Consider the following 26218-nt stretch of genomic DNA (forward strand, 5'->3'; position numbering starts at 1 on the left):
TTATATCTTCATTTTCATAACTTCCCTAACTTCTTCCATAGTTTCTCTTGCAATTTCTCTAGCCTTTTTTGAGCCTTCCTTTAGTATATCAATAACTTCATCAATATTTTTTTCGTAGTATCGCCTTTTTTCCTTTATAGGTGAGAGTTTTTCTATTACTTTCTTGGCTATTCTATCCTTACATTCTACACACCCTATCTTCGCAGATGTACATTCATCAATCACTGTGTCAAGAATCTCTTGGTAGAATATTTTGTACAGAGGAAACGTTTTACAATTGTCAGGATTACCAGGATCAGACCTTCTTATCCTATTCGTATCAGTAACCATTATCTTGATCTTGTTGTATATTTCTTCCTCGCTATCTTTAAAGTAGATTGCATTATTGTAGCTTTTACTCATCTTGCGACCATCAGTTCCATAGACATGTGCTACCTCACCTAGAATTGGTTGCGGTTCTGGAAATACCTCTCCGAAGAGATAGTTAAACCTTCTTACAATCTCTCTGGTTATCTCAAGGTGTGGCAATTGATCCTTACCAACTGGAACTCTGGTTGCCTTGTAGATCACAATATCGGCTGCTTGTAAGACAGGGTATGCTAGAAAACCAATGTTGTTTAGGTCTCTGTCTTGTAGATTTTCTTTAGTTTCTTTATAAGTAGGATTTCTCTCAAGCCAGCCTATTGGAGTTATCATTGAAAGGATTGCAAAAAGTTCTGAATGCTCTGGAACCATTGATTGAACGAAGACAACACTCCTGTTAGGGTCTACTCCTGACGAAAGCCAATCTATAACCATCTCTAAAGTAAGTTCTCTAAGGTTTATATTTCTGTCAAAATCTGTAGTCATTGCGTGTAAATCGGCGACCATATAAAAACACTGATACTTATCTTGTAATTCTACCCATTGCTTGAGTGCTCCAATATAGTTACCAAGGTGTAGGTACCCAGTAGGTCGCATTCCACTCAAAACTCTCTCCATAAACTAATTTTGTATGAACTATTGGTTCATTTCACAAGAAATTTAAAAAAATACTTGAAGGCTCTTTGACTTTATCTTACTAAATTGTTATTTTTGAAATTAGGATGTATTTCTTAAATAATACTAGATAGGTTCAGGTAAATTTATGACTAGTTCAAGCATATCTATACATTTTACCTCTGATGGTATTTTAGTGAAGGTTATAGGTAAGGGGGTGGTTGAGTATTGCCGAGACCTAAAAGAAGATTTAGAAAAACTAGTTCAAGAGTATGAGAAACTTAATATTTACTTTGACTTATCCAAAGCTACACATCTTGACAGCACATTCATAGGACTGATGGTAGTTTTTGATAAGAAGCTCTCCAACAGTGGGAAAGGTTCTTTATTTATTCTAAATCCTCCCCCGAAAATAATAGAGATACTATCTTCTATGGATCTTATAGATATACTAAAGATAACTAATATAGATGTTCATGTTATAGGCAAATACAAAGATGTTCAGGCTAATATCCAAAAAGATATCGTTGAGCTTAAATTACTTATAGAGACACATAACCATCTTATACAAACAGGTGAAAGGAATAAGGAATTATTCTCTTCGCTTGAGAAAGCCCTGAGGGAGGAACTCAAAAGATATGAACAGGAAAATGGAGAAAACAAGTAGCAATCTGTCAAGAATTCTTGAGATAAACAAAAAGATAAATTCGTATTATGATTTGAGAGATATTTTAGAAAACATTTTGTTATCTGCTAGGGAGTTATTTAACGCATCGGGTGGATCAATCCTTCTGATTGATAATGACAAAAATTTTTTGAGTTTCAAGGTTGTTCATGGTGATGGCAAAGATAAATTAGAAGGATTGAAGATACCTGTGGATAAAGGCATAGCAGGATATATATTTTCAACTCAAAACCCTGTAATATCCAATGATACAGCGAATGATCCTCGTTTCTTCAGTCAGATTGACAAGATAACAGGTCTTAAAACACAGAAAATAATAGGTGTCCCTCTGGTAAAGGATGGAGTGTCTATAGGTGTTATTGAGATCGTGAATAAGGTAGATAACAGTGATTTTACAGAGGATGAACTAGAACTTTTGAGAATATTTGCCGAACAAGCAGTAATAGCTATAAACAACGCCATAATGCTTAAGAAGATAAAAGATAGAGCTAGAGAACTAGAATATCTATACAATATAAGTAATTCAACTATATCCTCAATACAAAATACGCAAGAAGTTTTCCAAAGTATAATCAAAACTGTGTCTGAGATAACCAAGGCAAAAAAAATTTCAATAATGACCTTTGATGAAAAAGAAAGAATATTGAAGGTTGTGTCTTCAGTAGGTTTGGAAGAAGAGATTATGGATTCCCTATGGGTCAGCATTGACGACCTTAAAAGTCCTGCGGTTGTATCGTATAAAGAAGGTAAGCATATATTGATGGAGAATGTTGATATAGACCCCATATTCGGACCTAACAAATCCTCAAGGTATAAGGCAAACTCATTTATGATTTTCCCCATAAGGACTCATAATGATATTGTAGGTGTTTTAAATATAACTGAAATCCCTGATGGTTTAGGCAAAGTTGAGAAAGAAGATATTGAACTTTTGCAGTTGATAGCTAATCAGATAGGTTATGTCTATGAAAGCATAAGAACCTATCAGAGAGAGATAGAGAAGAAGGCACTAGATAGAGAGTTAGAAGTGATGAGAAAAATACAGATGGAAATGTTACCATCCAATTTTGATTTCGGGACTAAATTGGATGTTTATTTCTATGTTGAACCTTATAAGGTGATAGGTGGTGATTTCTATGATGTTTTTTATGTATCGGATGGCAAGTTATGCTTTTTCCTTGGAGATGTTTCTGGAAAGGGATTACATGCTTCAATATTTATGGCAGCAGTAAAATCAACTCTAAAAGCATTATCCTTTGAATTCAAAGAGCCGAAAAGAGTTTTAGAAGCATCAAACTCAATAGTATTCCAGTATTCTGAAACTAGCATGTTTTCCACACTATTTTTCGGTTTAATAGATATTGAAAAAATGACGCTTAAGTTCTCTAACGCAGGACACGGACAACAATTGCTAATAAGAAACGGTGATGTTATACCTCTTTATAACAAAGGATTACCGCTATGCATCTATGATAATGTTACTTATGAGCAATCCGAAATTCCTATTCTGAAGGGGGACTTGATTGTTGTTTATTCTGATGGTATCACAGAGTCGGTTAATAGCAATGAAGATATGTTTGGTGAAAATAGGATTATTGATATCGTGAGCAAGAACTATCACCTTTCTTCCTATGGTATAAGTCAGATTCTACTTACTACTCTCAAAAACTTCAAGGTTGAGAACCCAAACTATGATGATGACATATCTCTAGGAATTATAAAGATCCTTTAGTCTTCAATTCAGTATCTATTTCCTATAGTCCATAACTAGAACCAACTTGTCATACTGAAGATCTGATGGTTGAATGAAATAGTTCCAGTCATTCACCCTAATTTTGTTCTCAAAGTATTCCAAGAATTTATCAACTGGGTCTATATTCCATGTCTGTGTTATATTTGTTTTGTAATGCATAGGTATCACAACTTTTGGTGATATCTTGAATACAATATTTGAGGCTACTCTAGCGTCAATAGTGAAATATCCTCCTACAGGGACAAAAATGACATCAACCTTCCCTATTCTGGTTATATCTTCTGGCTTAAGGTCATGTCCTAGATCTCCTAAGTGACAGACTCTCAACGGAACTGCTGTATCATGGAATTCAAGAACAAATATTGAGTTCTTACCTCGGTCTTTACCCATACTCTCATCGTGATATACTGAAACATTAAATATTCTTATTCCCATATAGTTTGTATCAATACCTACCCAACTACCATTATTTACTCCCTTGAATACTCTTGGCATACCCAGTCCCATCCTAGCATTACTGTGGTCAAAGTGTTCGTGTGATATTGTTATTATATTACACTCCACTGGTTCAGTGTTATAACCAACAGATTTATCAAAAGGGTCAGTAAGAATTCTAGTTCCTTTGTCTGTCTCAAGTAGGAAACAAGAATGTCCTAGGTAACTTATCTTCAATACACCGTTAATGCCCATAATCAAAGTCCTCCTCAATCACAGGATTATTTTATTCCATAACTTTGAGATTTTCAATATTAATTGTTTTGCTACCGCCGTCGTAGATGATTGTTATATGTGTATCATAACGAATATCGGTGACACTGACATCAATGGGTGTTAGAATTCTTCTACTCCCATATTTATTGGTTATCTCAATTGTGATACTATTTGGTAATACAGGTTCAAATATTATACTAACTTTATCTCTGTGTGGTCTTGATATTCTTATGTTATATTTAAAGTTATCTCCTTCAATAACATCTTTTATAAGAAAGTTATCACGCACAAAAAGATTTTTTATGTCGTTCAAGTCTACAACACCCAATAGGAACATTACAATTACTATTGCTATAAACGGCATGAATATCCAACGCCTCAGGTATTTCTTCCTCCTTTGATCCTTTTCAAAATGTTCTATATGGCGATTAAGTCTTTCAAGGTCTTCTTCCTTCAAGTGATAATAATCTTTGTATTGAGGTGGTAATTTTATCTTGTTCATTCCTAAAACCTTAGCTCTCCTAGCAAAGACACTCTGAACGATGGCAACTGATTAGTAGAAGTATTTAAAACAAGAAATATTGGTTGTAGTTTTATCAATATGTTGTTATTCTCAAAACCTATAAAAGCGCCTAGTTCTGATGAAATAGATATTAGCGTAACTGGTTGTAAAATGTTGTAAATACTGATTATACCTTCAGCACCTATCATTATACTTCTAAAGAATGATAATCCTATAATGGACCTTATATCAACATCCGAAATATCATTCGTTCTTTGTAATCCTTTGTATATTAGAGGTTTGACTAATAGTGTTAATATCTCTTCAAAACCCCATGAATTATCTGCAGAATAGAAATTTAATCTCTGTTCTACTAGAGCATATAACCTATCTGAACTTAGTGATATGTTAGTCAAACTTATACTATCAATCCCAGCAACTATATAAGCATTAAGAGATCTAAAAAATGTTTTAAGCTCAACTCCTCCTCTTAAGAATCCTTCAGATATTCCTGAAAATATTGAGAGTTGAACATCTCTGTATCTACCAACCAACTTAAGTCCCAATGAACCTATTCCTGGTTCAAAAGGACTTCTGTAGATATAGGAACTTATCAATATTGCATCTGATAACAACGATAGATCAAGATTTAAACCAGTCCCAGTTATGACATACCATCCCTTGAAGTCAAAGTATTCTGACAACTGATAGAAGCGCGTCTGTAAAGATGATAAATAACCAAGATATTCCTTGTTTCCATACCAGTAGTAAAGTTTGAAAATATTAAATACATCCACAAAAAACTCTACTTTCTCTACAATCACCGAAACATTAGATATGTCACCATAGGATATAGGTGTAAGGATTATCCCACCGCCATACTTATTCCCGCCATTTATATCTAGTAGTATGTCAGAGTAGAATAGAGTATTAGTTAAGAATAAATGTGAGTATGCTTTCAAGGATGAGGTTATAACAATCTCTGCATCGGATTGCATGCCTAGTGTAATTAATAAGACTACAAGTAGTAAGACTACTGGTAATTTATTCATAAATAGTTCTACCTCCTCATAAAATATTATACTATAGTCTAACATCTTGAATAAAATTATTTGATGATAACTTGTAGTATATCTCTACATCTGATTTAAGGTTTTTCAAACAAATTTGAAATGGTACTCTCAACATCTTCAGAATATATGAATATGAAAGTAGAGTCAGAGGAGAGAGAACTAGGTATATTCCTCTATAATGTGGATCTATCAGAAGATGAGATAAGGGAGATAGAAAATAAGGTAATAGATACTTGGAGAAAGAATGCTAACATCCCAGGATACAGAAAAGGGATGGTTCCTTTAGAGGTGCTGAAGCAGAGATACTCAAAAGAGATTTATAGAGCATTTGAAGACATGCTGGAAGACAGAGTAATCTCAGAAGCCAAGAAAAGACATCCATATCCTGTAGATAAAGCTAAGATAATAAGGAGGTATAGAAATAAGAGTAATAGTATAATAAAAATACCTGGACAGACAGAAAATGATACAGTATTATTCACTGTCAAGGTTTCTAGCCAGACTTCTTTGATACCAAAAGATGAGAATGAGCTAATAGAAAAGATCAAAAACATAAGTTTTGTCTCTTATAGTCTGAATGCTGAAACAATAGACTTTGAAGAACTAACAAATCTGTTTTTCTCTTCAAGTAGGGTTGAAAGACATATTGACGACAAGAACCTCAATAACTATGTAGTTGAGATGATAGTAGAATTTGAAGAAGGTAGTCACTATGTTTTAGTTATTCTACCTCTAGAGCTTTTTCCAGAAACTGCTAAACATCTGCAGTCAAAGAAGATTTCTCAGGAGATTGAACTTCCTATTGATAACAAACTTAAGAATACACTACAAAATTACTATAACTCTATCTATGATGAACCTTTGAAGTTAGGAAATAAAATCAAGGTAAAGTTATTCGGTATTTTCGCACTAGACAGAGATAGAAATATTATTGAGAACAATGTAAGAGCATTTTCGGAAGACCCCTTGACTTTAAGAAACTTCCTATCTGAAAAACTAAAGAACAAGATAAATTCATTCAACTCTTCTAGGCTCATCAACAAGGTAGTCAGAACTGTGATGAGTAATTCAAAAATACATATCAGTGAGACGGAATATCTCTCCGAACTGTTAGAACACATATCTTGGTCGCTAATACAATACAGTGACCTTCCTATACACATATCTAGTCTCGCTATTGATTTGAACTCATACCTTCCAAGATCATTAGAGAGGTTGATAGTTGATAATGTCATAAAATTCATATATAAAACTTTCATAGGCAACATCTACAAAATAGACAAAACAAATGATGTAGAGGTTTACTCAAAAGTCTATCAAAAACTTTTAGAGATATGTAATATAACTAACAAAAATATCAGCTATAGAGAACTAAAGGAAGAATTTCCTTTCTTATTATATGAGTTTATATTGGATAAATGAGGAGGTAAGATTATGTACTACCTTATAGAGGTTCAGGGTAAGCAATACAAAGTAAAGCAAGGAGACTACATTACAGTAGATAACTTAAATCTTGAGAAGGGTAGTAAAGTTGTGTTTGACAAGGTTCTTGCCGTCGTTGAAGACAAAGGCATAGAGTTTGGACAACCTTATGTTAAGGGTAAGAAAGTTGAGGGTATCGTTGAAGAAAACTTCAAAGGAGAAAAGATCGTAGTCTTCAAATACAGACACAAAGTTAATTGGCGAAGAAAGTATGGTTTTAGACCACACCTTACAAAGGTTAAGATAACATCTCTTTCGTAATGGATAGTCTTGAAAGATGGATTTCTAATACCAAACCAACGATAGTTTATCTTACCGTTGGCTACCCTTCTTTTGAGGAGAGCGTTGAAATAGCAAGGTTTATAGTTAAAAACAAATTTGCTCAAATGATAGAGGCAGGTATCCCCTTCTCCGATCCGATTGCAGATGGTGAGGTTATACAATTCTCAACTCAAAAAGCACTTGAGAATGGAATAAACATTAACCATATCGTGAAATTCATAAGCATCTTAAAATCTGAATTCAATATTCCTGTTTTTGCGATGGGATACTACAATCCAATCTATGCAAATCTTGAAGCAAATCTTCAGAAATTATCATCCGTCGGTACCGATGGTCTCATAATACCTGACATAAATGTTGAGGAAGTAATTAGAATTAATCCACTGTTAAAGAAGTATAACCTTAAGATAGTAGGTTTTGTTGCTCCTAATACCTCAAGAGATAGAATAAAGAAGATAGTTTCAAACTCAAGTGGTTTCATATACCTAGTTAGTTCCTATGGAACTACAGGTATCAGAGAAAGATTGGATTTAAAACTTTTAGAAGAGGTTGTGAAGAATATAAAATCTTTCAAAAATATACCTGTTGCTATTGGATTTGGTATAAGAGATATGAAGACTGCGAGGGAAGTAAAGAACTTTTGCGATGGAGCAATAATAGGAAGTGCTATAATTAAGATTGTTGAAGAAAATCCAAAGAATTACATTGATAAGATTGAGGAGTTTTTTGGGTCATAAGTATCATTTGACAAGCCATCCTCAGTATTTTGTAGATTTAATTGAAATCTAGATGCCATCATAGTAAGAATAATCTTAAGGTGAAAACTGTTATTGAATTACTCAAAATCGCATATACCCTTGTTCTTTTACCAACAGTCATTATTCTCACAATCGTTATAGGACTAACCGCTATTACTATTAGTTTTTTCTCCAAAAGGGTTGCACACTACTTTGAGAAGTTATACTTCAACTGCATACTAACTGTCACTTTTACTAAAGTTAATGTTGAAGGTATTGAAAATATAGAGAATACAAAGAATTATGTTGTTATTTCTAACCATCAGAGTGCTTTTGATATTGTAACTTTATCTGCTAAACTGCCTTTGAGGATAGTGTGGGTTTCAAAAGAGTCTGTATTTAAGATACCAATCATAGGTCAGTTTATGAAGTCAATGGGTTACATATCCATACCTAGAGAGAAAATAAGAGAGTCAATAAATGCAGTTAAAGAAGGTTCAAAGAAAATCAATGGTAGTCCTACGATATTTCCAGAAGGAACAAGGTCAAGCGATGGAAGACTTCAGAAGTTCAAAAAGGGATTTCTTATCATAGCAGAAAATACAGGGCTAGACATACTACCAGTGGTAATAAAGGGAACCATAAACATTATGAGAAAGGGATCTCTAGTGGTTACTCCTTTCGTTAACGTCTCTCTCAAAATACTACCTCCTATAAGGAATGATTATGTCATCGGCAATCCTAACATACTTGAAGAATTGTATTCATTATACATCTCAAACTTGTCATAAAAGTTCCCAAAACTCAACATAAGTTAAACATTTACCAATTGACAAAAAGTTTAAACGGATAAATCGGATTACGAGTCCCTATCTACTTCCTACAATTATCTTATTATACCAAAATAAATTCTAGTTTCTTCCCTACTTCCCATGTGAAAAACAGTAATTAAAATTTGTAGAGTGTTAATGGTTAATCTTAATTTCTCAAGTAACAAAACTATGTTTCTATGAGTCTGGTTCCATAGTTATCCACAGACAGTATCTGGATATCATAAGATGTTAGGTTATTGAGTTTTAAAAAATCTCTTAACTTCTCTATTTCACTAAACGACGGTTGAGAGTAAAACACACAACATATTGTAGGACCACTGCCAGATACGAAACTACCTATAAATCTTTCAGAGACTTCATTTTTGGACAATTTCAGAAGCTTCTCAAACCCTTTGTACAGGTTTGAGCGATATGGTTGATGTAATCTATCATTAAGACCTACTGAAATCAGATCAGGATCATTGTTTATAAAACCTAGTATAAGACTAATAGCAGATCTTATGTTAGATATAACATCTTTTCTTTCATACTTTTCTGGTAATACGCTTCTTGCTGATTGTGTTGAAACATCAAATTCTGGTATAACGAAAACAAAGTGTAAATTTTCAGGGACACTAACCTTGTAATACTTCATGCTTCCATCTATACCAGATACTGTAAATCCTCCAACAACTGATGGTGTTATATTATCAGGATGACCTTCTATTTCAACACCTAGAGGAAGTATTATTCTTTCCTTAAAAGTGTTAAAATTTGAAAGTTCTTCTGTTAATAAACCTCTACTTAACAGATACACATAGCCTAGTGATAGCCCCCCTATTATTGCTACCGAACTACTACCAAGTCCACGCTTTATCGGTATGTGATTCTTTATCCATATTCCTACTTTTGGAACATCCTGTTTAAATTCCTTAAGGACTCGTGAGAATGATGTAAAGACAGTATTTTTCGCTAAATCTTTGTCTATATCGTCTCTACCTATGTAGGTTATTTCATTGTTATTCTGTAATGAAAAGTAGGAATATATGCTAACTGCCAGCCCAAATACATCAAAACCACTACCTACATTAGCACTACTACCGGGAACCATTACCTTACACCGGGAGATATCCATAAAACACCCTAGAAGCTTTGTAGATTTGATAAAAACTCTTCGTTATTTTTAGTCTTTTGTAGGACTTCTGTTAGTTTTTGAATTATATCCTCATTTGAAAAGTCATTTAATGCTCTTCTGAGTAGCCACATTTTATTTAGAACATCCTCACGAAGTAGTAGTTCTTCTCTTCTAGTTCCTGAAAGTTTTAGGTCAATAGCAGGGAATATTCTTTTGTTTGCCAGGTTTCTATCTAGATGTATTTCCATATTACCTGTTCCTTTAAACTCTTCATATATTACCTCATCCATCTTGCTACCAGTATCTATTAAAGCACTAGCTATGATCGTTAGACTACCACCTTCTTCTACCTTTCTAGCGGATCCAAAAAAGTGCTTAGGTTTGTAAAAAGCACCCACCTCAATACCGCCAGACATCACCCTACCTGATGGCGGAGTTATAAGGTTATATGCTCTTGTAAGACGAGTAAGACTATCAAGTAATATTACAACATCGTTGCCATCTTCAACTAGTCTTTTTGCTCTTTCTAAAACCATTTCCGCAACTATGCTATGTCTAAAAGGCTCTTCATCAAAAGTTGAACTTATTACTTGAACTCCTCTTAAAGATCTCTTCCAATCTGTAACTTCTTCAGGTCTTTCGTCTATAAGAAGTATAAATATTATGACATCGGGGTGATTTTTCCTGATTGCTGTAGCAATCTTCTTTAGTATTGTTGTTTTCCCTGCTTTAGGCTGTGATACTATTATACCTCTTTGTCCCTTACCTATCGGAACGAATATATCTATTATTCTTGTATCAATATCCGTTTTTGAATATTCTAGGCTGAACTTTTCAGTTGGAAACATAGGTGTGAGTTTATCAAAAGACGGTCTTTTCTGCAAATTCCCCGTAAATTCCTTTCCATTTACCTTCAAAACTTTCAACAATCCGAAATACTTCTCATTATCTCTTAACGGTGCTCTTATAGTTCCAAACACTTCATCACCTGTTCTTAACCCAAGAGACCTAATTTGAGTTTGAGAGACATATATATCTCCAGCACCTGCTAGATAGTTGTGTTCTTCTGACCTGAGAAACCCATAACCCTGATTTTGGTCGTTAAGTATCTGTAATACTCCTCGCGCATAAACTACACCACCCATCTTGTTATGATTATCTACTACCTTAAAAAGTAGGTCCAGCTTGTTCCTATAGGATGGAGATTTTACATCATACACCTTGTCAAGTAATTCCAATATTTCATCTATTTGTTTCTCTTTCAGTTCTTCAAGAAATATTTCATACATGCTACTTGGTAGAGACTTTTTCGTTTCCCTTTTAACGCTAATGTCATCCTTTGGACTTTCAGATCCTATCTCATCTTTTAACGAATTCAGAGTTTCCTTTATATCATCAGATGGAATACTCTTTTGTTCTTCATCAGGATAATATGAACTATCAGTTGTAGATTGTTGTATCTCTTTATTAGAAGAATCATCCAATTGAACTTCAAAATTCTCTGACATAAACAAACCTCTCTGTATTGCTAAAAGAATTAAGAAATACTTAAAAATCGTTTAAAGAAGTTTCAAATCACTTATCAGTATTTTGAACGATAGATCTGTAGATATCAAGAAAACTGATCTGTTCTCAATAAATTCCAAAATTTGAATGTTACAAAGATTTATCAATACTTTTAGTGTCCATACCTTCTCTACCAAATGATTAGAAACCTACTTTCACAAGCGTATAACCTACTACTATGGAGGTAAGTTCCTCAAAATATTTAACTTAAACAACGATGCGCTCAAAAATAGATACAATAGCGACTGAAAGATGAAAATCATAGATTTCTACTAGAAAGATATTGATTATATTCGGCTAGACTCACTCCAGCATAGTTTGAAAGATTTTAGAGAATCTGTTAAAATAATCTAACTCACAAGGAGTTTCGGATGGAATCTCCGATAGAGGAATATGGTGTAATAGTGGTAGGAGGGGGGCATGCTGGAATTGAGGCATCCCTCGCGAGCGCAAGAATGGGCGTTCCTACGTTGCTTCTTACATTGAACATTGACACAATAGGTCAGATGTCCTGTAATCCATCAATAGGTGGAACTGCGAAAGGACATCTTGTTAGAGAAATTGATGCTCTTGGTGGTGAGATGGGCAAAGCCGCAGATCAAAACGGTATTCAGTTTAGAATCCTTAACGACTCGCGAGGTCCAGCAGTGAAGTCATCAAGAGCACAAATAGACAAATACCAATACCGAGACTATATGAGAAGAGTGGTTTTCTCTCAGGCAAATCTAACAGTAAAGCAAGGTAGTGTAAAAAGACTAGTATTGGAAGGTAGAAAAGTAATAGGAATAGAGACAATCTTTGGTCAAATCATATATGGTAAGGTTGTTGTTATTACTCCTGGAACTTTCATGAGAGGCATGTTATTCGTAGGTAAAAATACTACACCAGGTGGCAGAATGGGCGAGAATCCCGTTAGTGAATTGTCTGAACAGTTTATATCTTTAGGATTTAAGGTTGGTAGATTTAAAACAGGAACACCACCAAGACTTGATGGAAGGACTATTGACTTTTCCGTTATGGAGATACAGAAAACAGATCCAAATTTTAAACCCTTTTCCATATGGACCGACAGAAAGAACTTCCCGATCCTACCCCAAAGAGATGTGTATATAACTTATACTAACTCATTGACACATGAAATAATAAAGTCAAATTTACACACATCACCTCTCTACAGCGGTATGATAAAAGGAACAGGAGTTAGATACTGTCCCTCAATAGAAGACAAGATTGTGAAATTTCCTAACAGAGACAGACACCATGTTTTCATAGAACCTGAGAGCCTAATGTTTGATGAATGGTATCCCAACGGTATATCAACAAGTCTGTCTTTTGATACGCAACTCAAGTTTGTCAGAACAATAAAAGGGCTTGAAAACGTAAAGATAACCAGATATGGATATGCTGTAGAACACGACTATGTTGAACCAACCCAATTATATCCAACACTTGAGACAAAGATTGTTGAGAACCTGTTTTTGGCGGGGCAGATAAACGGAACAACTGGATACGAAGAGGCAGCATCTCAAGGAATACTAGCAGGTATAAATGCCGCACTCAAAGCAAAAGGCAAAGAACCAATAGTATTGAGTAGAACTGAAAGTTATATTGGGGTTCTGGTAGATGACTTAACTACAAAAGGTACGAATGAACCATATAGGATGTTCACATCCAGGTCGGAATACCGATTACTCCTCAGAGAGGATAACACCGTATTTAGATTATCCAGAATAGGCTACGAAGTAGGACTACTACCAAAAGATATGTGGGAGAATATTGAGTATAAAATCAAAACTATTAAGAATGTATTACAAAGGCTTTCAGAAGACTATATCACTCCTTCAAAAGAAACTAATGACAAACTAATAAGTCTAAACCTACAGCCTATAACAAAACCAATGACGCTTGAAGAGATGTTAAGAAAAGATGGGTTCAAATGGGAATATATCTACGAGTTTTCAGATAATATACCATACAACTTACCAGACGAAATTATAGAACACATACAAATAGAAGTGAAATACAAAGGATACATAAGTAGAGAACTAAAAGCAGTTAAGAAGTTATCAAAACTTGAGAATGTTAGGATACCAGATGGGTTTGATTACTCAAGTGTTAAGTCACTATCAAGAGAAATCATTGAAAAACTATCAAAATTTAAACCATACAACCTTGCTCAGGCATCAAAGATATCAGGTATAACACCAGCAGCAATATTAACTATAATGAGCTACCTTGATAAAAGATATAACAAAAACAAGCAAGTAGATAACCAAAAATAGATATTTCTTATATAACACAAAATTATTCAATCTTCGCAAAAGATATGTACATCCACAAAAATACATCAGATTTCTTGAAATGAATATATCAAAGTAAGTGATTTGGTTGCTTTAAGTTTAAATAGAACTTACGAATATTTATAATATGAAAACGACTATGGATAGTGAATTATTATATAAAAACTCAAATGTTCCTAAGGTCCAAAAGGCTTTTGAGTTATTCAAGAACAAGAAATTCAAAGAGGCACTTGAAATATTTAGGGATCTTTATTCAAAAAACAGCACCAACTATGAGTATAATTACTATCTAGGTCTAACCTATGCAAACTTAGGGTATTTTGATGTCGCACTTAATCATCTATTGTATGCTTCAAAAACGAATAAGAATTACTACATATCAATCCATTCAAACATGATATGTGGCTATATTTACACACTTAGGGAGGAATATAAGTTAGCAGAAAACTGTTTTAGAGAGGTTCTAAAGATAAACTCTCAAAGTATTTCTGCGTTAGTTGCTATCGCTTATGTTTTTGAGAAGACAAATAGGTATGATCAAAGTATCATCTACTTAAAGAGAGCACTGGAGATAGATCCAGACAATCCAAGAGTCTTGAATGCCCTAGCATATGTCTATGCAGAAAGGGAGATAAACCTGTCTGATGCAGTTAGATTGGCAAGAAAGGCAGTATCTCATCAACCTGATAGTCCGGAAATCAGAGACACACTGGCATGGGCTTACTACAAGAAAGGAGAGTATATTCAGGCGATGAATGAAATTAAGAAAGCGATGGAACTACTACCAAACAATGAAGAAATTTTGAAACACTATAAAGAAATCTCTTCTAAGTTAGAAGAGATTAAGTCAAGAACTAAGTAAAAATCATCTTGGGAAAACCTTTAACCATTCTTCCATAGCATTCATAACAGGAATTATCGTGTATCTGCTTATCAGCAAGGCTAAAACTACTGTGATTATTATGAATAAAGGGTAGTATTTTGATATAACTATTGAAGATATTTTATCTCTCAAACTACTCGGTAAAAGATTTAGAAGTATCCAAAATCCATCAAGAGGTGGAAGTGGTATCAGATTGAAACTACCTAGAACGAAATTTATAGCAAGAATATACCAAAGTATTACTTTGAATATGAATAGCCACATCGCCCCTTCAGTATTGTGCCCTATCAGAAGTATTAGAACCATGGATATGAGCATTAGAGAGTAATTACTAACAGGTCCTGCTATCGCTGTTGCTATCCAACCGAGTCTCTTATTATGATAGTTATCAGGATTAATTGGAACTGGTCTAGCCCAACCTATTATAAAACCAGTATTTAAAACAACCAGAAAGATTGGTAGAAATATGCTTCCAACAGGGTCTAAATGCTTAATTGGATTGAGTGTTAGTCTCCCTTCGTCTTTAGCCGTAGTATCACCAAAGGCGTAAGATACTCTACCATGAGCATATTCATGAATAACAACAGAGATTATTAGTATAAATATTGCTACGGCTGTAAGTATATACTCCACTTTACTTTCTCAGTCCCAGTCTTCTTACAAGAACATTATACCTTTCAGGGTAGTTTTCTTTTAGGTAGTTTAGTAATCTTCTTCTTCTACCTACTATCTTTAGTAAGCCTCTTCTTGAATTTTTATCTTTTCTAAATTTCTTGAAATGCTCATTCAACGCTTCTATCCTTGCTGTCATAAGAGCAATCTGAACTTCCGGAGAACCAGTATCACCCTCGTATAACCTGTATGACTCAATTATTTTTTTCTTCACATCCTTTGATAACATACAAACAATACCTCTTTGGTTTCCAAAATTATGAAAAATTTAACTACGTTTTATCAACTTGAAAAGGAGTCTATCAAACTTTATTAAACTCTAAACAAAATTACTGAACATTGCGCAAAAAACTTTAGACCTTACTGAACATACTCACATTCAATTGAAAGTAGAATGATTATTTTTAATAATTAGTGTTGTATGTTAGCGTTATCATTCTACTACCTATCAAAATTAAACGATAATTTACATAAGTGCCCCTAGGAGGTTAAAGATGAACTTGGAGATTGCAGACTTTTTTCACATAACCAAAATATTTATATCTCTGCTAATGATGATATTCATGATACTTGAATTCCAAAGGAATAAAAATAAGGAGTTTCTAATCCTGAGCATAATATTCGGTTTTTTTCTATTCAAAGAGATAACATATATACTCATCAACATCTACGGATCCTTCTACACGACTACCAAGAACCCTATTACAGGAGAAATAACGAGAGAACTAGCCAACAAAAATTTGTTTGAGTTTAGGTTCTTTATATGGCACATACTTGAGATCATTTTTGTCATATTAGTAACCTATCCATTCCTATTCTTGATAGGTTCTCTAAAAAAGAATGGTAATATTCCTAATTTTATAACTCTTGGTATAAATATCGCTTTTGTAATAGGACTTGTTGTAGTAGTGCTTATTTTTATTGACAAACCTGTATCTGCTATCATTGGTATTGGTAACAATGATACACAAGTTGTATTCAGAAACAACATCGTTAGTTTCATAATAAGTAGTTGGTGGATATATGGTTTGTGGAAGATAGCGCTAATAATATATGCTATTATTCCTGTTGCTAGGATATACGGATACACAGCACAAATGTTACCTCATCTTTATGTTTCAAAAATATTCTACATAATATCTCTGTCAATATTCGGGCTTCTCTACCTGTTCTCATCAATAGTCTTTATACAGGCAACTAAGGGAATAGGATATGAATTAATGGAAATAGTAGGATTTGTATTCTTAGCAGTCACCGCTTATAAGATATTTAGAGCTGATGTTATGGATATGGACTTTAGAATACAAGACCTAGAGAAAGAAAAATCACTAATCATAGAACTTATGCGAGAAATAGGAGATACCTTATCTGTTGAGTTAGAAATGGATAAAATATTGTCAAAGATAGTAGATGCAGCTATAGAAGGAACATCATCAAAGGCTGCTGCCATACTACTTAGAGATTCAACAGGAGAGACACTTAGTGTTAGATATGTAAAAGGTCTTTTCCCTCCTGTCAAACCTATCAGAGTTGATCAATCAGTCGTTTTAAAGGAAAGTCAGATCGTTGATATATTCAAGTCCACTAAAATCTCCATCGGCGAGACCTATATAGGGTTACCTGCTAGCACTGGAGAAACTTTATTCATAAAAGATGCAGAAGAAGACCCGAGAGTCCTGCAAACAGCAAAAGGAATAGCAGACATAAAGTCTGTAATAGTAACACCTCTAAAGATACAGAATAATATTATGGGAGTTCTTGCAGTGCTTAATAAGTCAGTAGGAGCATCTCATACTCAAAGTGACCTGTCCCTTATTAAAACTCTTGCAGACCAAGCTGCCATAACTATACGCCAGTTTGAGATGTATAAAGAGATTGTTGAAAAGAAACAAGCCGAAAGAGATATAAACATAGCCAGTGAGATCCAAATGAACCTCCTACCAAGAAAATTTATAACTTCCCAGAGACTTGATATGTTTGGTTTTTCTATTCCAGCCAAGGGTGTAGGTGGTGACTACTTTGACTACATTAAGTTTGGACAAGACAAATTGGGTATCATAATAGCAGATGTATCTGGTAAGGGTATTCCAGCCGCACTAATAATGGTTATGATCAGAAGTATCACAAGAACCGTTTCATCACTTGACAAGGATGCTAACATAGTTCTCTCACAACTTAACAACTCTTTGAGTGGAGATATTGTTGAAGATAGATATGCTACTGCTTTCTACTGCGTTTTAGATGCTGAAAGGAGAATACTGAACTTCTCCAACGCTGGTCATGGTCCTCTTCTACTCTATAGAAGTAAGTCAAGAGAATTTGAGCTTTTAGATACGGAAGGGATGCCTGTTGGTATAATGCCCGGTGTTGATTATGGTCAAGATTTTGTCGTACTTGACAAAGGAGATATAGGAGTTCTATACACTGACGGAATAACTGAGGCTATGAACAACGCCCACGACCTCTACGGACTTGATAGACTCAAGGAAGTAATATTCAAAAATCATGAACTTTCAGCCAAAGAACTTTGTGATAAAGTATTGGAGGATGTAAATAAGTTCGTAGCAGGAGCACCACAACACGATGACGAAACTATGATCATATTTAAGGTTCTTTAATAAATGATCGCAGTCTTCGCAAATGGTTTTGGGGAAACTGTAATAGCGAACAAGCTGTCAAACAGAATATCAGAATACGGTAAGGATGTAATACTCTTCTCTCTCGTTGGTAATGTTAATGTCAATGATAAAGTTATTATAGGATTTAAACCTAGAAATCTTGGTTCCAGCGGAAGAACATTCCATTCTATCACTAACTTCTTATCAGACTTAAAAAGTGGTTCTCTCTTTGAAGTGTTAAGGTTTATAAAGGCGATAAGGAAGTATGAAAACATAAAAACTGCCGTGATTATAGGTGACCCCTTCCTACTTTTTATCGCAAAGACATTTATAAGAGGTAATCCAACGATAATTTTCAACTCTATATATAAAAGCGAGATGATAGAGAGACACTTCTGGTTTGAAAAATCTTTTATAAAGAGATATGTTAATCATTTTATTCCTAGAGATAGATACACAAGTGAAGTTTTCTCAAAACTAGGTATCAATACGGTATACTTCGGAAATCCTATGGTAGATTCGGTTGATATACTAGGTATAGAATACAGAAAGGACCCAAAGTTGAAAACATTGCTTCTACTACCTGGTAGCACGGATACAGCATATAGGATAATGCCTAAACTCTTGTATGTCGTAGAAAGTGTTTTCAGGAAGTTTGGTTTTTTTAATGTGCTTTGCTCTTTGAGTAGTAGGATAATACCGGACAACATGAAGAAATATGTCATTCATCATGGTTGGGAATTGTTAAAAGGTGATGGTATCAACATACTTAAAAAAGATCTTATTGAAGTCATCGTTGGTGTAAACACTTTTGGGGATATGCTCTCTCAGAGTGATGTAGTTTTAAGTTGTGCTGGAACGGCAACTGAGCAGTCTGCAGGTTTTGGAAAACCTACCATAATGTTTATAGACAAAGATACTGGATTGAGTAAGAAATGGTTCAGGAGACAAGCCATACTATTAGGAGAGAACTTAAGGATTTTTAAATCATTCAACATATCAGATATATCAGACGAAATAGTATTACTTTTTAACGACGCTGCAGAGAGAGAAAGACGGGGAAGAATAGGAATGAAGATGATAGAAGGTAAAGGAAGTATCAACAAAATGGCAGAGTTTATTTCTACCCTTTCATAGAATTTAACGCCTCATCCAGGGAAGTATATATTGGAATTATTTTATCAAGTCTATCAATTTTGATAATAAATAAAACCTTGTTATCAGATGCTACGATAGAAACTCTAATATTCCTACTTTTAGCCAAAGATACTATCCTAAGAACTACACTCAAACCAACAGAGTCAATTTCAGTAGTATTTGAAAGATCAAGTATTAATGATCTTACATCCTCAGGGATGTCCAAATTAATATTATCAAAGTCTTCAATATCAAAAATTGTCAAAGACTTGCCAACTTTCAGTATTGCAACATCCTCTACTCTCAGAATTTGAATATTCATACAAAAAAATTTTATTTTAGTAAAACAAGGTTTATCAACTAAACGAGATGGTGTTCAAGAATTTGTCTTCATAAGTTATCTAATAGCGAGGTAGAGTTTTATCCTTACAGTTCTTTAACTAAAATTTTGATCAAACCCTAGTATGATTAAAGAAAAGATTTAAATCACTTTATCAAAAACTTTCTACAAGGGAAATTTTGAGTATTGCTTGGGTAAGATATGAAAATTATAAGGTATTTATAATACTCTTCAACAAAAAATACCCAACCCTACTACAAACTTCAGTTCTTGGTTCATTGAAAGAAAGAATATCAATTATTTAGAATCTTAATTAAGATAAAAATTTTATGATAAACCAAAGGATGCGTAAAAGTCAAATAGAATTCATCTCCATCAATTTCAAATCCTTGTTGATAAAGGATATAGAAGTTCTTATTTACAACCTTAAGCGATTTATTGACACATACAGTGAGATTGGAACCGTTTCACAACAAACAGTTCATCTGATAAGAATCAAGGCACTAAAAATTTCGTCTATCGTTAGGTCAGTTCATAAACTTCATAATATCTACATATTGAAAAAATTCTATGTATATACCTACCAGTTAGCGAAATCTTTTGGTAAGATAAGAGATATGGACACTATGATAGGACTACTCAACAATGAAAAATCACCAAGGTCGCTAGTAAAAGATTTCTCTAACAAAAGGCACAGATACATGAGAGAAACTTATCATAAGATCTCAAAAGTTATGGATAAATATGTGGATACAGTTAATGCTTTTCTAGATGAGATTAGTAATCCAAAATATATCTTACAATTCAAGGATATTTACAAAATATACAAAATAATAACTAACGAGTATCAGTTTGCAAAATTGTCTTTTATGCTAGAGCCAAGTTATGAACTTTTCAATAGAGTCAGAGCAAAAGTTAAAAATATGAAGTATGCTTTTTGGCTTCTGAAGGTTTTTCTTTCAATGTATTCGGATAGTAACCTTTTCAAAGAATCAGAAGATAATCTAAGGTTTGTAAATGATTTTCAGAAAAGCCTAGGATATTTTAGGGATGTGATAACATTAGTAGGTATTCTATCAAAAACCAGTTTGAGGGTCTCAAGGAAGAAAGATTTTGTTGAGTCTTTTCTCAACAACAGGAAGAATATATGGAAGGATACGATATCTAACTTCAAGGAGAGACACTTAAGACTAGACTATAGAATAAACAACATACACAGAAGGTTAAACGATATAGACATAGTCTTCCACCCTGTTGAGCAAGATAGGTATAATAGAATATTAGGCTATATTGAAGAGTTTGTGGTGGCAAATGGTGGTGAGATTGAAAAGTCAAAGAAGATGTCAGAGATTGCTGTTGGAATATACAGAAAATTTGATAAGTTTAACTTTATAGTTTATGAACCAGTTGAAGAGTTTATAATAAAGGCTTCATCTTTAATACACGACCTAGGTAAGAACATATCTCCTGATGTATACCATAAAGCATCTATGGAAGCATTTGCAAACGCTGAAATACATGAAATAAAGACAAAAGAAAAACTTCTGATAGCAATTGTCACTAGATACCACACTAGGTCAATACCGAAATACTCTCACAAGTGGTATACCAACCTAAAGGATCATGATAAAATGTTGGTCAACAAACTTGCTGGATTTGTTAGGATAGCCTTTGCAATCTCAAAGATGACTAATTTCAGTGCTGAATTAGCTGATGTAGAATATAATAAGGATAGTATAGATATAATTTTATGTTGTAGTGAAGAACCTAAGTCAGTTTTATTAGATGAAATTGACAAAGTGATATTAGAAAAGATTACAGGTGTTCCAATAAATGTTTTGATAAAAAATTGATTTATAGACTTCTAACAAGGTTAGCAAGTTCAATCGCGTGTAATGCTGCTTCTGCTCCCTTATTCCCCATTTTCATTCCAGCTCTGTCTATCGCTTCTTCAGGAGTATTAGCAGTTATAATACCAAAAGTTACAGGTATCCTATACTTTACGGACAAGTCAAGTATGCTTTTGGTTACATGCGTTGCTATATACTCAAAATGAGGTGTCTCACCTCTTATGAGAGTTCCTAAACAAATCACAGCATCATACCTACTCATTGCTAATACCTTTTCTAGCACAACTGGTATTTCAAAAGAACCAGGAACCAAATATACATCAATATTACCTTCATCAACATCAACTTGTTTCAAGAGATTTATAGCACCATCAAGAAGTCTATCAGTTATAAGTCTATTAAACTTACTACAAACTATACCTATCTTTAGACCTTTACCCGAGATCTTACCTTCAAACATTCTCATAACATTATGATAATTGATCATATTCATCCCTTTAAAGAAAAGTTTGCTTCCATAGTCTTACTGAGTTTAATGAAATTTAATTGAGTTGAGTATCTTAACAAGTCTTATTCTATTGTATCTTTGAATGGCAATAAATGGTGTATTGATAACTACACAGAAGCCCGTCATCACCAACATAGCCCACAAGACATTATTCCATATAAAACTTATTGGCAGAAATATGAAAGGAAGAATATGAGCTAACTCTGCCCTACATGTCTCAAGTATAAATCTCTCTATGTATTCTTCATCTCTTGACTTAAAGTTTTTCTTATTAAACGGATTTATACCTAACAACTCACCTGCCTCTGGTAGTCTATCCTTCCAGAGTTTTATGAGAAAGGCTCTCTCATACAACTTTCCCTCAAACTCCCACCATCTTTTCTTAAACATAAAGTTTTTAACTGTGTAGAATTCGTTAGGAACAAGATGAACCAGAAAACCGCAAAGGAAGTGAGTTGCTACCCAAAAAACAGAGTTTGCTATTATCATAACTATAACAAATACAATCTCATTCATTCTACCCTAACCTCTCTACCTCTCCATTTTATAGGTTTTCTAAATGTATAGAAGTAAAACGATCTTACAAATACGAAAATGAAGAAGATAGCAAAAATCGGAAATAGAGTAGAATAGTATCCGAAGTTCCCTACCTCGTTGGAGGATATGTGTATAAACAACCAGTATATAAAGTAAAACAACACGAAGATTTGGAAAAAAGGTGTATTGAAAACTGTGATACCATAACATAAAAGGTTAACAACGAATGCAAGCAATCCAGAGACCAGGATTATTTCACTAAAGGCCAGATTTTTTGAACCAGCAAACATATTTTTTGTCCAACCATCAATAAGATTTCCAAGACCCTCCTCGTACATGCGAAATTTGACCAATTTTCTGTGAGGTATTGAGTATATGTTTATACCCAATCTTATCATCTCATTCCCTAGTTCTACATCCTCAACTATAGCATCAGAAAATTTTATATGTCCTCCTGCTTTGAAATAATCCTCTCTTCTTACCAAAAGAAAAGGGCCAAAGTATCCTTTTCTCAAACTAAAGGGCAAATAAAATCTGCCAACTCCAAGACCTAAAACGACTATTATATTAAAATAGAATGAGAATTTTTCAAAAAACTTCTCAGTAGCATGATATGGTTGTATAGATAAGGCACCATCTTTAGGTATGTTCTTGAGAATATATTCAAATGCTCCATCTTCAAAAAATAGATCCGAATCTAGAAAAACAATGTATTCACTCTGTGAATTTAGAGATCCCACATAACAGGCAACACTCTTACCACCTTTTTGAGGATAGAAATCTTTCACCTTGATGACCTTTACTCTATAACTTGTAGCAACTTCAACAGTATTGTCACTAGAACCATCATCTACAACGATAATTTCATTAAAACCTATCTTCACAAGGCTTTCTAGTAGTCTCGGTAGTCTTCTTTCCTCGTTTCTAGCAGGAATAACTACTGATATCCGTTTTGGTTCAACATTAGAAGTCTCAAAGTTAAAATTCTTTCTGCGATAGAAATTCAAAAATCTCGTAACTACAACAAGACAGGCTGGAAGTGATATAAACATACCAAGCATAAATATTACTTGTAAAACTGTTATATGCGAAGGTAAATAAGATTCCATAAATCAATAAAAACTTATCATAGAATAAATTTATTCTTTGCTTGAATATTATCTCAACTTCAGATAACTTCTATGCATACATGTCACCTGTAGTATATTCTGAATATCATTCCATAGTGGTCATCCGAGACTAGAATTGATCCATCTTCAAGTATCTCAACATCTACCGGTCTTCCGTAGAATTTCTCTCCTTCAAGAAAATCTGCTATTATCGTATATTCCACTGCTTCTCTAGCATCGTTGAGTTTCAAAAATGAAACTCTATATCCTATCTTCTTTGACCTATTCCAAGAACCATGTTCTGCTATAATAAGCCCATCTTTATAGTAATCTGGAAAGTTTGTCCCTGTATAAAATTTCACACCTAATGGTGCAACATGTGCTGGAAGTTCCCATACGGGCTTCACAAAACTAAATCTTGATAGGTTTGTTTTAGTTGAAAATTCTGGATCTGGAACCCCTTTACCATGAATGAAGGGGAAACCATAGTGTTGTCCTTTTTCTTTTGCGACATTTATCTCATCAGGCGGTAGATCATCGCCCATCCAATCTCTACCGTTTTCAGAAAACCACATATACTTCGTTTTTGGATCCCAGTCAAATCCTACAGTATTCCTTACACCTTCAGCAAAAATTTCAAAACCACTTCCGTCAGGGTTTATCCTAGTAATTGTTGAATATATTCTCTCTTTCCTCAAGCATACATTACACGGAGCACCAACGGGAACATATAACTTACCATCAGGTCCAAATCTTATAAACTTCCAACCATGCCATCTATCATCAGGATAGTTATCAAATATAACTTTGGGTTTAGGTTTAAGTTGAAAGTTAGTGTATAGCAAAACATTAGAGACAACAAGTATCTTATCTATTGATGAGAAATACAGATTCCCTCTATAAACATCAACCCCAACTGGCCAATCCGTACCATCAACCAATACTCTATGTATATCTCCTCTGAAGTCACGGTTAGTATCAATAACCATATACACCTTATCTTCTCTACTACCAGCGACCAGTACTCCATTTCCTAAATACTTCATTGCTCTTACTTTTGGTAGCCCTTTGTAGTAGTATTCTATCCTGAATCCTTTTTCCATCTTAATTCTGTTTATAAACTCATCCGACGAAGCAAGATTAGAGGTAAAAACAATAGACAACAAAGATATGAATATTACTATTACCCTCATAAGTATTTATAGAAATATACTAAATAACTTCTTTGGAGTAAATTTTGAAGTTATTTTTGGTCCAAAACAATTGAATTATTTTCCGAAGGAAAATACAAAATACCTAAATTCATTGTCAAATTGTCTCAAGTGAAAATTTTAGAATCCAAGTTTATTTTCCGAAGTATATTGAAAGAAACTAGATTCCTTTGATATACTTCTGTAGGGTAGAGGTATGAAGATTTTGAAGATTGGAGAGAACATAAACATAAATATCACTAAAGATAACATTGATAAGTCTATAAATTCAAACCGAGAGTTCAGTCCTAGCAAGGGGGCAGACGAACTTATTCTTGAACTAAAATCTAAAGGGTTACCTAATTCACTAAAAGATGAGATGAAAGAAGTTCAAAGAAAAATATCACTAACGCAAGCAAAAATAGACGCTGTATCAAGAGTCTCAAAATTACTAAAGGAAGTAAAAGAATATTCTGATGAGGTTGAAGTAATGTTAAGAGAGGTGTATAATACGAGTAAGTTTGAAGATATATACCTTTTAGATGACATTAAAGAAGAACTCTTCTCAAAGGATATTTTAACTATATATCAGGCTCTTGAAAAAGAAATTGACAAACTATCTCAAGAAGTAAGACAAAACCAAAAGAGCGTAAGTTCTATAATGGTTAAATTCCAGAATATAGCCACATTTATTGACAACTTATCAATAAACTATGTTGACGATACAGTAAGATTGATGCTCACAGGAATTGACAAGAGTTATAAGGTAATAAACCTATCACCAGAAACTATAATTAAGTTTCTATCAAATTAGCCTGACTAGATTTCTATTACCTAGTTTAACTTGATATTGATTTAATGTCTAGCATTTCATCAAAGAGTATTGATATAGTAAGACTGCCATATATTGTGTCAAGAACTGCTTCAACATACTGTTTGTGAGATATAAAAGTTCCTTCCTTGTTTATCAACACAAGCGGTGAAGATATGTGAATTTTTATACCGTGATTGTAAAGTTCAGTTACTGAACTACCACTTATCTGGTTTGCTATTTCTCCGATTGCATCTTTGAATATCTCTCTAAATTCTTCATTTGACATACTTTCAACACCTTTACCATAAACTTCCTTTGCCATATTGTCAACCATCTTAACTGATAATCCTCTATCAAACTCAAAAAGTATGAACCCCTTAACATCCTCCTTAAACTCTATCACAACAGCAACAGATTTGTTAATCTTTTTTGATTTTTTTATAGTGGTATTATTCCTATAAAGTTCCAGGTTCGTTACCTCTTTCACTACCTTTATTGCTGACATTACAAAAGATAATATTATCTTCGGGTCCATAGAGTAATT

The 26218-nt window shown here is 33.8% G+C and carries 26 protein-coding genes; 12 read left to right on the forward strand and 14 right to left on the reverse strand.

Annotated features, from left to right (window positions below; translation table 11 throughout):
- Positions 1 to 981, reverse strand: coding sequence for a tryptophan--tRNA ligase (gene trpS, locus NZ579_00585; GenBank protein MCS7298440.1), 981 nt, complete (start codon positions 979 to 981; stop codon positions 1 to 3).
- A gap of 145 nt (positions 982 to 1126) precedes the next feature.
- Between trpS and NZ579_00590 the strand changes: the two genes are divergently transcribed.
- Both NZ579_00590 and NZ579_00595 read left to right on the forward strand, forming a co-directional pair.
- Entirely contained in the window at positions 1127 to 1645 is a 519-nt protein-coding gene (locus tag NZ579_00590) for an STAS domain-containing protein (GenBank protein MCS7298441.1), read from the forward strand.
- Positions 1617 to 3395, forward strand: coding sequence for a SpoIIE family protein phosphatase (locus tag NZ579_00595; GenBank protein MCS7298442.1), 1779 nt, complete (start codon positions 1617 to 1619; stop codon positions 3393 to 3395). The genes NZ579_00590 and NZ579_00595 overlap by 29 nt, the downstream gene beginning before the upstream one ends.
- A gap of 15 nt (positions 3396 to 3410) precedes the next feature.
- Here the strand turns inward: NZ579_00595 and NZ579_00600 are convergent, their stop codons facing one another.
- From NZ579_00600 to NZ579_00610, 3 genes are read right to left on the reverse strand one after another with little or no spacing between them, the layout of a single operon-like run.
- Entirely contained in the window at positions 3411 to 4106 is a 696-nt protein-coding gene (locus NZ579_00600) for an MBL fold metallo-hydrolase (protein MCS7298443.1), read from the reverse strand.
- A 31-nt stretch (positions 4107 to 4137) separates the two neighbouring features.
- Positions 4138 to 4629: a hypothetical protein gene (locus NZ579_00605; protein ID MCS7298444.1), complete on the reverse strand. Its 492-nt coding sequence runs from the start codon at positions 4627 to 4629 to the stop codon at positions 4138 to 4140.
- A 2-nt stretch (positions 4630 to 4631) separates the two neighbouring features.
- Complete coding sequence (locus tag NZ579_00610) at positions 4632 to 5726, reverse strand: hypothetical protein (protein MCS7298445.1); 1095 nt, start codon at positions 5724 to 5726, stop codon at positions 4632 to 4634.
- 108 nt (positions 5727 to 5834) lie between these two features.
- Between NZ579_00610 and NZ579_00615 the strand changes: the two genes are divergently transcribed.
- The 4 genes from NZ579_00615 to NZ579_00630 all read left to right on the forward strand — a co-directional run bounded on the left by NZ579_00615 (position 5835) and on the right by NZ579_00630 (position 8994).
- Complete coding sequence (locus tag NZ579_00615) at positions 5835 to 7124, forward strand: trigger factor family protein (protein ID MCS7298446.1); 1290 nt, start codon at positions 5835 to 5837, stop codon at positions 7122 to 7124.
- Positions 7125 to 7136: 12 nt separating this feature from the next.
- Positions 7137 to 7445, forward strand: coding sequence for a 50S ribosomal protein L21 (gene rplU, locus NZ579_00620; GenBank protein MCS7298447.1), 309 nt, complete (start codon positions 7137 to 7139; stop codon positions 7443 to 7445).
- Positions 7445 to 8203 (forward strand): tryptophan synthase subunit alpha, encoded by a 759-nt coding sequence (gene trpA, locus NZ579_00625; GenBank protein MCS7298448.1) that lies wholly within the window; start codon positions 7445 to 7447, stop codon positions 8201 to 8203. Before rplU ends, trpA begins: the two co-directional genes overlap by 1 nt.
- A gap of 80 nt (positions 8204 to 8283) precedes the next feature.
- A complete protein-coding gene (locus NZ579_00630) occupies positions 8284 to 8994 on the forward strand; it encodes a 1-acyl-sn-glycerol-3-phosphate acyltransferase (GenBank protein ID MCS7298449.1) in 711 nt (236 codons plus the stop codon).
- Between the two features lie 208 nt (positions 8995 to 9202).
- On the opposite strand, the gene thrB is transcribed toward NZ579_00630, so the two are convergent.
- A complete protein-coding gene (thrB, locus tag NZ579_00635) occupies positions 9203 to 10150 on the reverse strand; it encodes a homoserine kinase (protein MCS7298450.1) in 948 nt (315 codons plus the stop codon).
- A gap of 8 nt (positions 10151 to 10158) precedes the next feature.
- Positions 10159 to 11658 (reverse strand): transcription termination factor Rho, encoded by a 1500-nt coding sequence (rho, locus tag NZ579_00640; GenBank protein ID MCS7298451.1) that lies wholly within the window; start codon positions 11656 to 11658, stop codon positions 10159 to 10161.
- Positions 11659 to 12087: 429 nt separating this feature from the next.
- Here rho and mnmG point away from each other — a divergent pair, with 429 nt between their 5' ends.
- Together mnmG and NZ579_00650 are read left to right on the forward strand one after the other, a co-directional pair.
- Positions 12088 to 13998 (forward strand): tRNA uridine-5-carboxymethylaminomethyl(34) synthesis enzyme MnmG, encoded by a 1911-nt coding sequence (gene mnmG, locus NZ579_00645; protein ID MCS7298452.1) that lies wholly within the window; start codon positions 12088 to 12090, stop codon positions 13996 to 13998.
- Between the two features lie 145 nt (positions 13999 to 14143).
- Positions 14144 to 14878 (forward strand): tetratricopeptide repeat protein, encoded by a 735-nt coding sequence (locus NZ579_00650; protein ID MCS7298453.1) that lies wholly within the window; start codon positions 14144 to 14146, stop codon positions 14876 to 14878.
- Positions 14879 to 14881: 3 nt separating this feature from the next.
- Here the strand turns inward: NZ579_00650 and NZ579_00655 are convergent, their stop codons facing one another.
- Positions 14882 to 15532 (reverse strand): site-2 protease family protein, encoded by a 651-nt coding sequence (locus NZ579_00655; protein MCS7298454.1) that lies wholly within the window; start codon positions 15530 to 15532, stop codon positions 14882 to 14884.
- A gap of 1 nt (position 15533) precedes the next feature.
- Positions 15534 to 15800 (reverse strand): 30S ribosomal protein S15, encoded by a 267-nt coding sequence (gene rpsO, locus NZ579_00660; protein ID MCS7298455.1) that lies wholly within the window; start codon positions 15798 to 15800, stop codon positions 15534 to 15536.
- Between the two features lie 265 nt (positions 15801 to 16065).
- Here rpsO and NZ579_00665 point away from each other — a divergent pair, with 265 nt between their 5' ends.
- Together NZ579_00665 and NZ579_00670 are read left to right on the forward strand one after the other, a co-directional pair.
- On the forward strand, positions 16066 to 18189 hold the full coding sequence (locus tag NZ579_00665) for a SpoIIE family protein phosphatase (GenBank protein MCS7298456.1): 2124 nt from the start codon (positions 16066 to 16068) through the stop codon (positions 18187 to 18189).
- Between the two features lie 3 nt (positions 18190 to 18192).
- Positions 18193 to 19326 (forward strand): hypothetical protein, encoded by a 1134-nt coding sequence (locus tag NZ579_00670; protein ID MCS7298457.1) that lies wholly within the window; start codon positions 18193 to 18195, stop codon positions 19324 to 19326.
- Here the strand turns inward: NZ579_00670 and NZ579_00675 are convergent.
- Complete coding sequence (locus tag NZ579_00675) at positions 19313 to 19648, reverse strand: STAS domain-containing protein (GenBank protein ID MCS7298458.1); 336 nt, start codon at positions 19646 to 19648, stop codon at positions 19313 to 19315. The genes NZ579_00670 and NZ579_00675 overlap by 14 nt on opposite strands.
- Before the next feature lie 362 nt (positions 19649 to 20010).
- Here NZ579_00675 and NZ579_00680 point away from each other — a divergent pair, with 362 nt between their 5' ends.
- On the forward strand, positions 20011 to 21519 hold the full coding sequence (locus NZ579_00680; protein ID MCS7298459.1) for a hypothetical protein: 1509 nt from the start codon (positions 20011 to 20013) through the stop codon (positions 21517 to 21519).
- 1 nt (position 21520) lies between these two features.
- Here the strand turns inward: NZ579_00680 and ribH are convergent, their stop codons facing one another.
- From ribH to NZ579_00700, 4 genes are all read right to left on the reverse strand, one after another.
- On the reverse strand, positions 21521 to 21982 hold the full coding sequence (gene ribH, locus NZ579_00685) for a 6,7-dimethyl-8-ribityllumazine synthase (GenBank protein ID MCS7298460.1): 462 nt from the start codon (positions 21980 to 21982) through the stop codon (positions 21521 to 21523).
- A 66-nt stretch (positions 21983 to 22048) separates the two neighbouring features.
- Complete coding sequence (locus tag NZ579_00690; protein MCS7298461.1) at positions 22049 to 22540, reverse strand: hypothetical protein; 492 nt, start codon at positions 22538 to 22540, stop codon at positions 22049 to 22051.
- Positions 22537 to 23670: a glycosyltransferase gene (locus NZ579_00695; protein MCS7298462.1), complete on the reverse strand. Its 1134-nt coding sequence runs from the start codon at positions 23668 to 23670 to the stop codon at positions 22537 to 22539. Before NZ579_00695 ends, NZ579_00690 begins: the two co-directional genes overlap by 4 nt.
- An 83-nt stretch (positions 23671 to 23753) precedes the next feature.
- Positions 23754 to 24863 carry a PQQ-dependent sugar dehydrogenase gene (locus NZ579_00700; protein MCS7298463.1) on the reverse strand — a complete coding sequence of 370 codons (1110 nt, stop codon included), beginning with the start codon at positions 24861 to 24863 and terminating at the stop codon, positions 23754 to 23756.
- 214 nt (positions 24864 to 25077) lie between these two features.
- Here NZ579_00700 and NZ579_00705 point away from each other — a divergent pair, with 214 nt between their 5' ends.
- The gene (locus NZ579_00705) at positions 25078 to 25674 is read left to right on the forward strand and encodes a hypothetical protein (protein ID MCS7298464.1); all 597 of its coding nucleotides are present in this window, start codon (positions 25078 to 25080) and stop codon (positions 25672 to 25674) included.
- A gap of 25 nt (positions 25675 to 25699) precedes the next feature.
- Here NZ579_00705 and NZ579_00710 read toward each other — a convergent pair whose 3' ends face one another.
- The gene (locus NZ579_00710) at positions 25700 to 26209 is read right to left on the reverse strand and encodes a chemotaxis protein CheX (protein ID MCS7298465.1); all 510 of its coding nucleotides are present in this window, start codon (positions 26207 to 26209) and stop codon (positions 25700 to 25702) included.
- Positions 26210 to 26218 lie beyond the last annotated feature (9 nt).

The sequence above is a fragment of the Spirochaetota bacterium genome (assembly GCA_025061835.1).
Classification (GTDB): Bacteria; Spirochaetota; Brevinematia; order DTOW01; family DTOW01; genus SKYB106.

Excerpts from the sequence above, each read along its gene's own strand:
- NZ579_00700 (MCS7298463.1), bottom strand. The coding sequence starts at position 24,863 with ATGAGGGTAATAGTAATATTCATATCTTTGTTGTCTATTGTTTTTACC.
- NZ579_00605 (MCS7298444.1), bottom strand. The coding sequence starts at position 4,629 with ATGAACAAGATAAAATTACCACCTCAATACAAAGATTATTATCACTTG.
- NZ579_00600 (MCS7298443.1), bottom strand. The coding sequence starts at position 4,106 with ATGGGCATTAACGGTGTATTGAAGATAAGTTACCTAGGACATTCTTGT.
- rpsO (MCS7298455.1), bottom strand. The coding sequence starts at position 15,800 with ATGTTATCAAAGGATGTGAAGAAAAAAATAATTGAGTCATACAGGTTA.
- rho (MCS7298451.1), bottom strand. The coding sequence starts at position 11,658 with ATGTCAGAGAATTTTGAAGTTCAATTGGATGATTCTTCTAATAAAGAG.
- NZ579_00590 (MCS7298441.1), top strand. The coding sequence starts at position 1,127 with ATGACTAGTTCAAGCATATCTATACATTTTACCTCTGATGGTATTTTA.
- thrB (MCS7298450.1), bottom strand. The coding sequence starts at position 10,150 with ATGGATATCTCCCGGTGTAAGGTAATGGTTCCCGGTAGTAGTGCTAAT.
- NZ579_00675 (MCS7298458.1), bottom strand. The coding sequence starts at position 19,648 with ATGAATATTCAAATTCTGAGAGTAGAGGATGTTGCAATACTGAAAGTT.
- NZ579_00680 (MCS7298459.1), top strand. The coding sequence starts at position 20,011 with ATGCGTAAAAGTCAAATAGAATTCATCTCCATCAATTTCAAATCCTTG.
- NZ579_00615 (MCS7298446.1), top strand. The coding sequence starts at position 5,835 with ATGAAAGTAGAGTCAGAGGAGAGAGAACTAGGTATATTCCTCTATAAT.
- NZ579_00610 (MCS7298445.1), bottom strand. The coding sequence starts at position 5,726 with ATGTTAGACTATAGTATAATATTTTATGAGGAGGTAGAACTATTTATG.
- trpA (MCS7298448.1), top strand. The coding sequence starts at position 7,445 with ATGGATAGTCTTGAAAGATGGATTTCTAATACCAAACCAACGATAGTT.
- NZ579_00595 (MCS7298442.1), top strand. The coding sequence starts at position 1,617 with ATGAACAGGAAAATGGAGAAAACAAGTAGCAATCTGTCAAGAATTCTT.
- NZ579_00695 (MCS7298462.1), bottom strand. The coding sequence starts at position 23,670 with ATGGAATCTTATTTACCTTCGCATATAACAGTTTTACAAGTAATATTT.
- NZ579_00650 (MCS7298453.1), top strand. The coding sequence starts at position 14,144 with ATGAAAACGACTATGGATAGTGAATTATTATATAAAAACTCAAATGTT.
- NZ579_00705 (MCS7298464.1), top strand. The coding sequence starts at position 25,078 with ATGAAGATTTTGAAGATTGGAGAGAACATAAACATAAATATCACTAAA.
- NZ579_00670 (MCS7298457.1), top strand. The coding sequence starts at position 18,193 with ATGATCGCAGTCTTCGCAAATGGTTTTGGGGAAACTGTAATAGCGAAC.
- mnmG (MCS7298452.1), top strand. The coding sequence starts at position 12,088 with ATGGAATCTCCGATAGAGGAATATGGTGTAATAGTGGTAGGAGGGGGG.
- NZ579_00665 (MCS7298456.1), top strand. The coding sequence starts at position 16,066 with ATGAACTTGGAGATTGCAGACTTTTTTCACATAACCAAAATATTTATA.
- NZ579_00710 (MCS7298465.1), bottom strand. The coding sequence starts at position 26,209 with ATGGACCCGAAGATAATATTATCTTTTGTAATGTCAGCAATAAAGGTA.
- trpS (MCS7298440.1), bottom strand. The coding sequence starts at position 981 with ATGGAGAGAGTTTTGAGTGGAATGCGACCTACTGGGTACCTACACCTT.
- ribH (MCS7298460.1), bottom strand. The coding sequence starts at position 21,982 with ATGAGAATGTTTGAAGGTAAGATCTCGGGTAAAGGTCTAAAGATAGGT.
- rplU (MCS7298447.1), top strand. The coding sequence starts at position 7,137 with ATGTACTACCTTATAGAGGTTCAGGGTAAGCAATACAAAGTAAAGCAA.
- NZ579_00690 (MCS7298461.1), bottom strand. The coding sequence starts at position 22,540 with ATGAATGAGATTGTATTTGTTATAGTTATGATAATAGCAAACTCTGTT.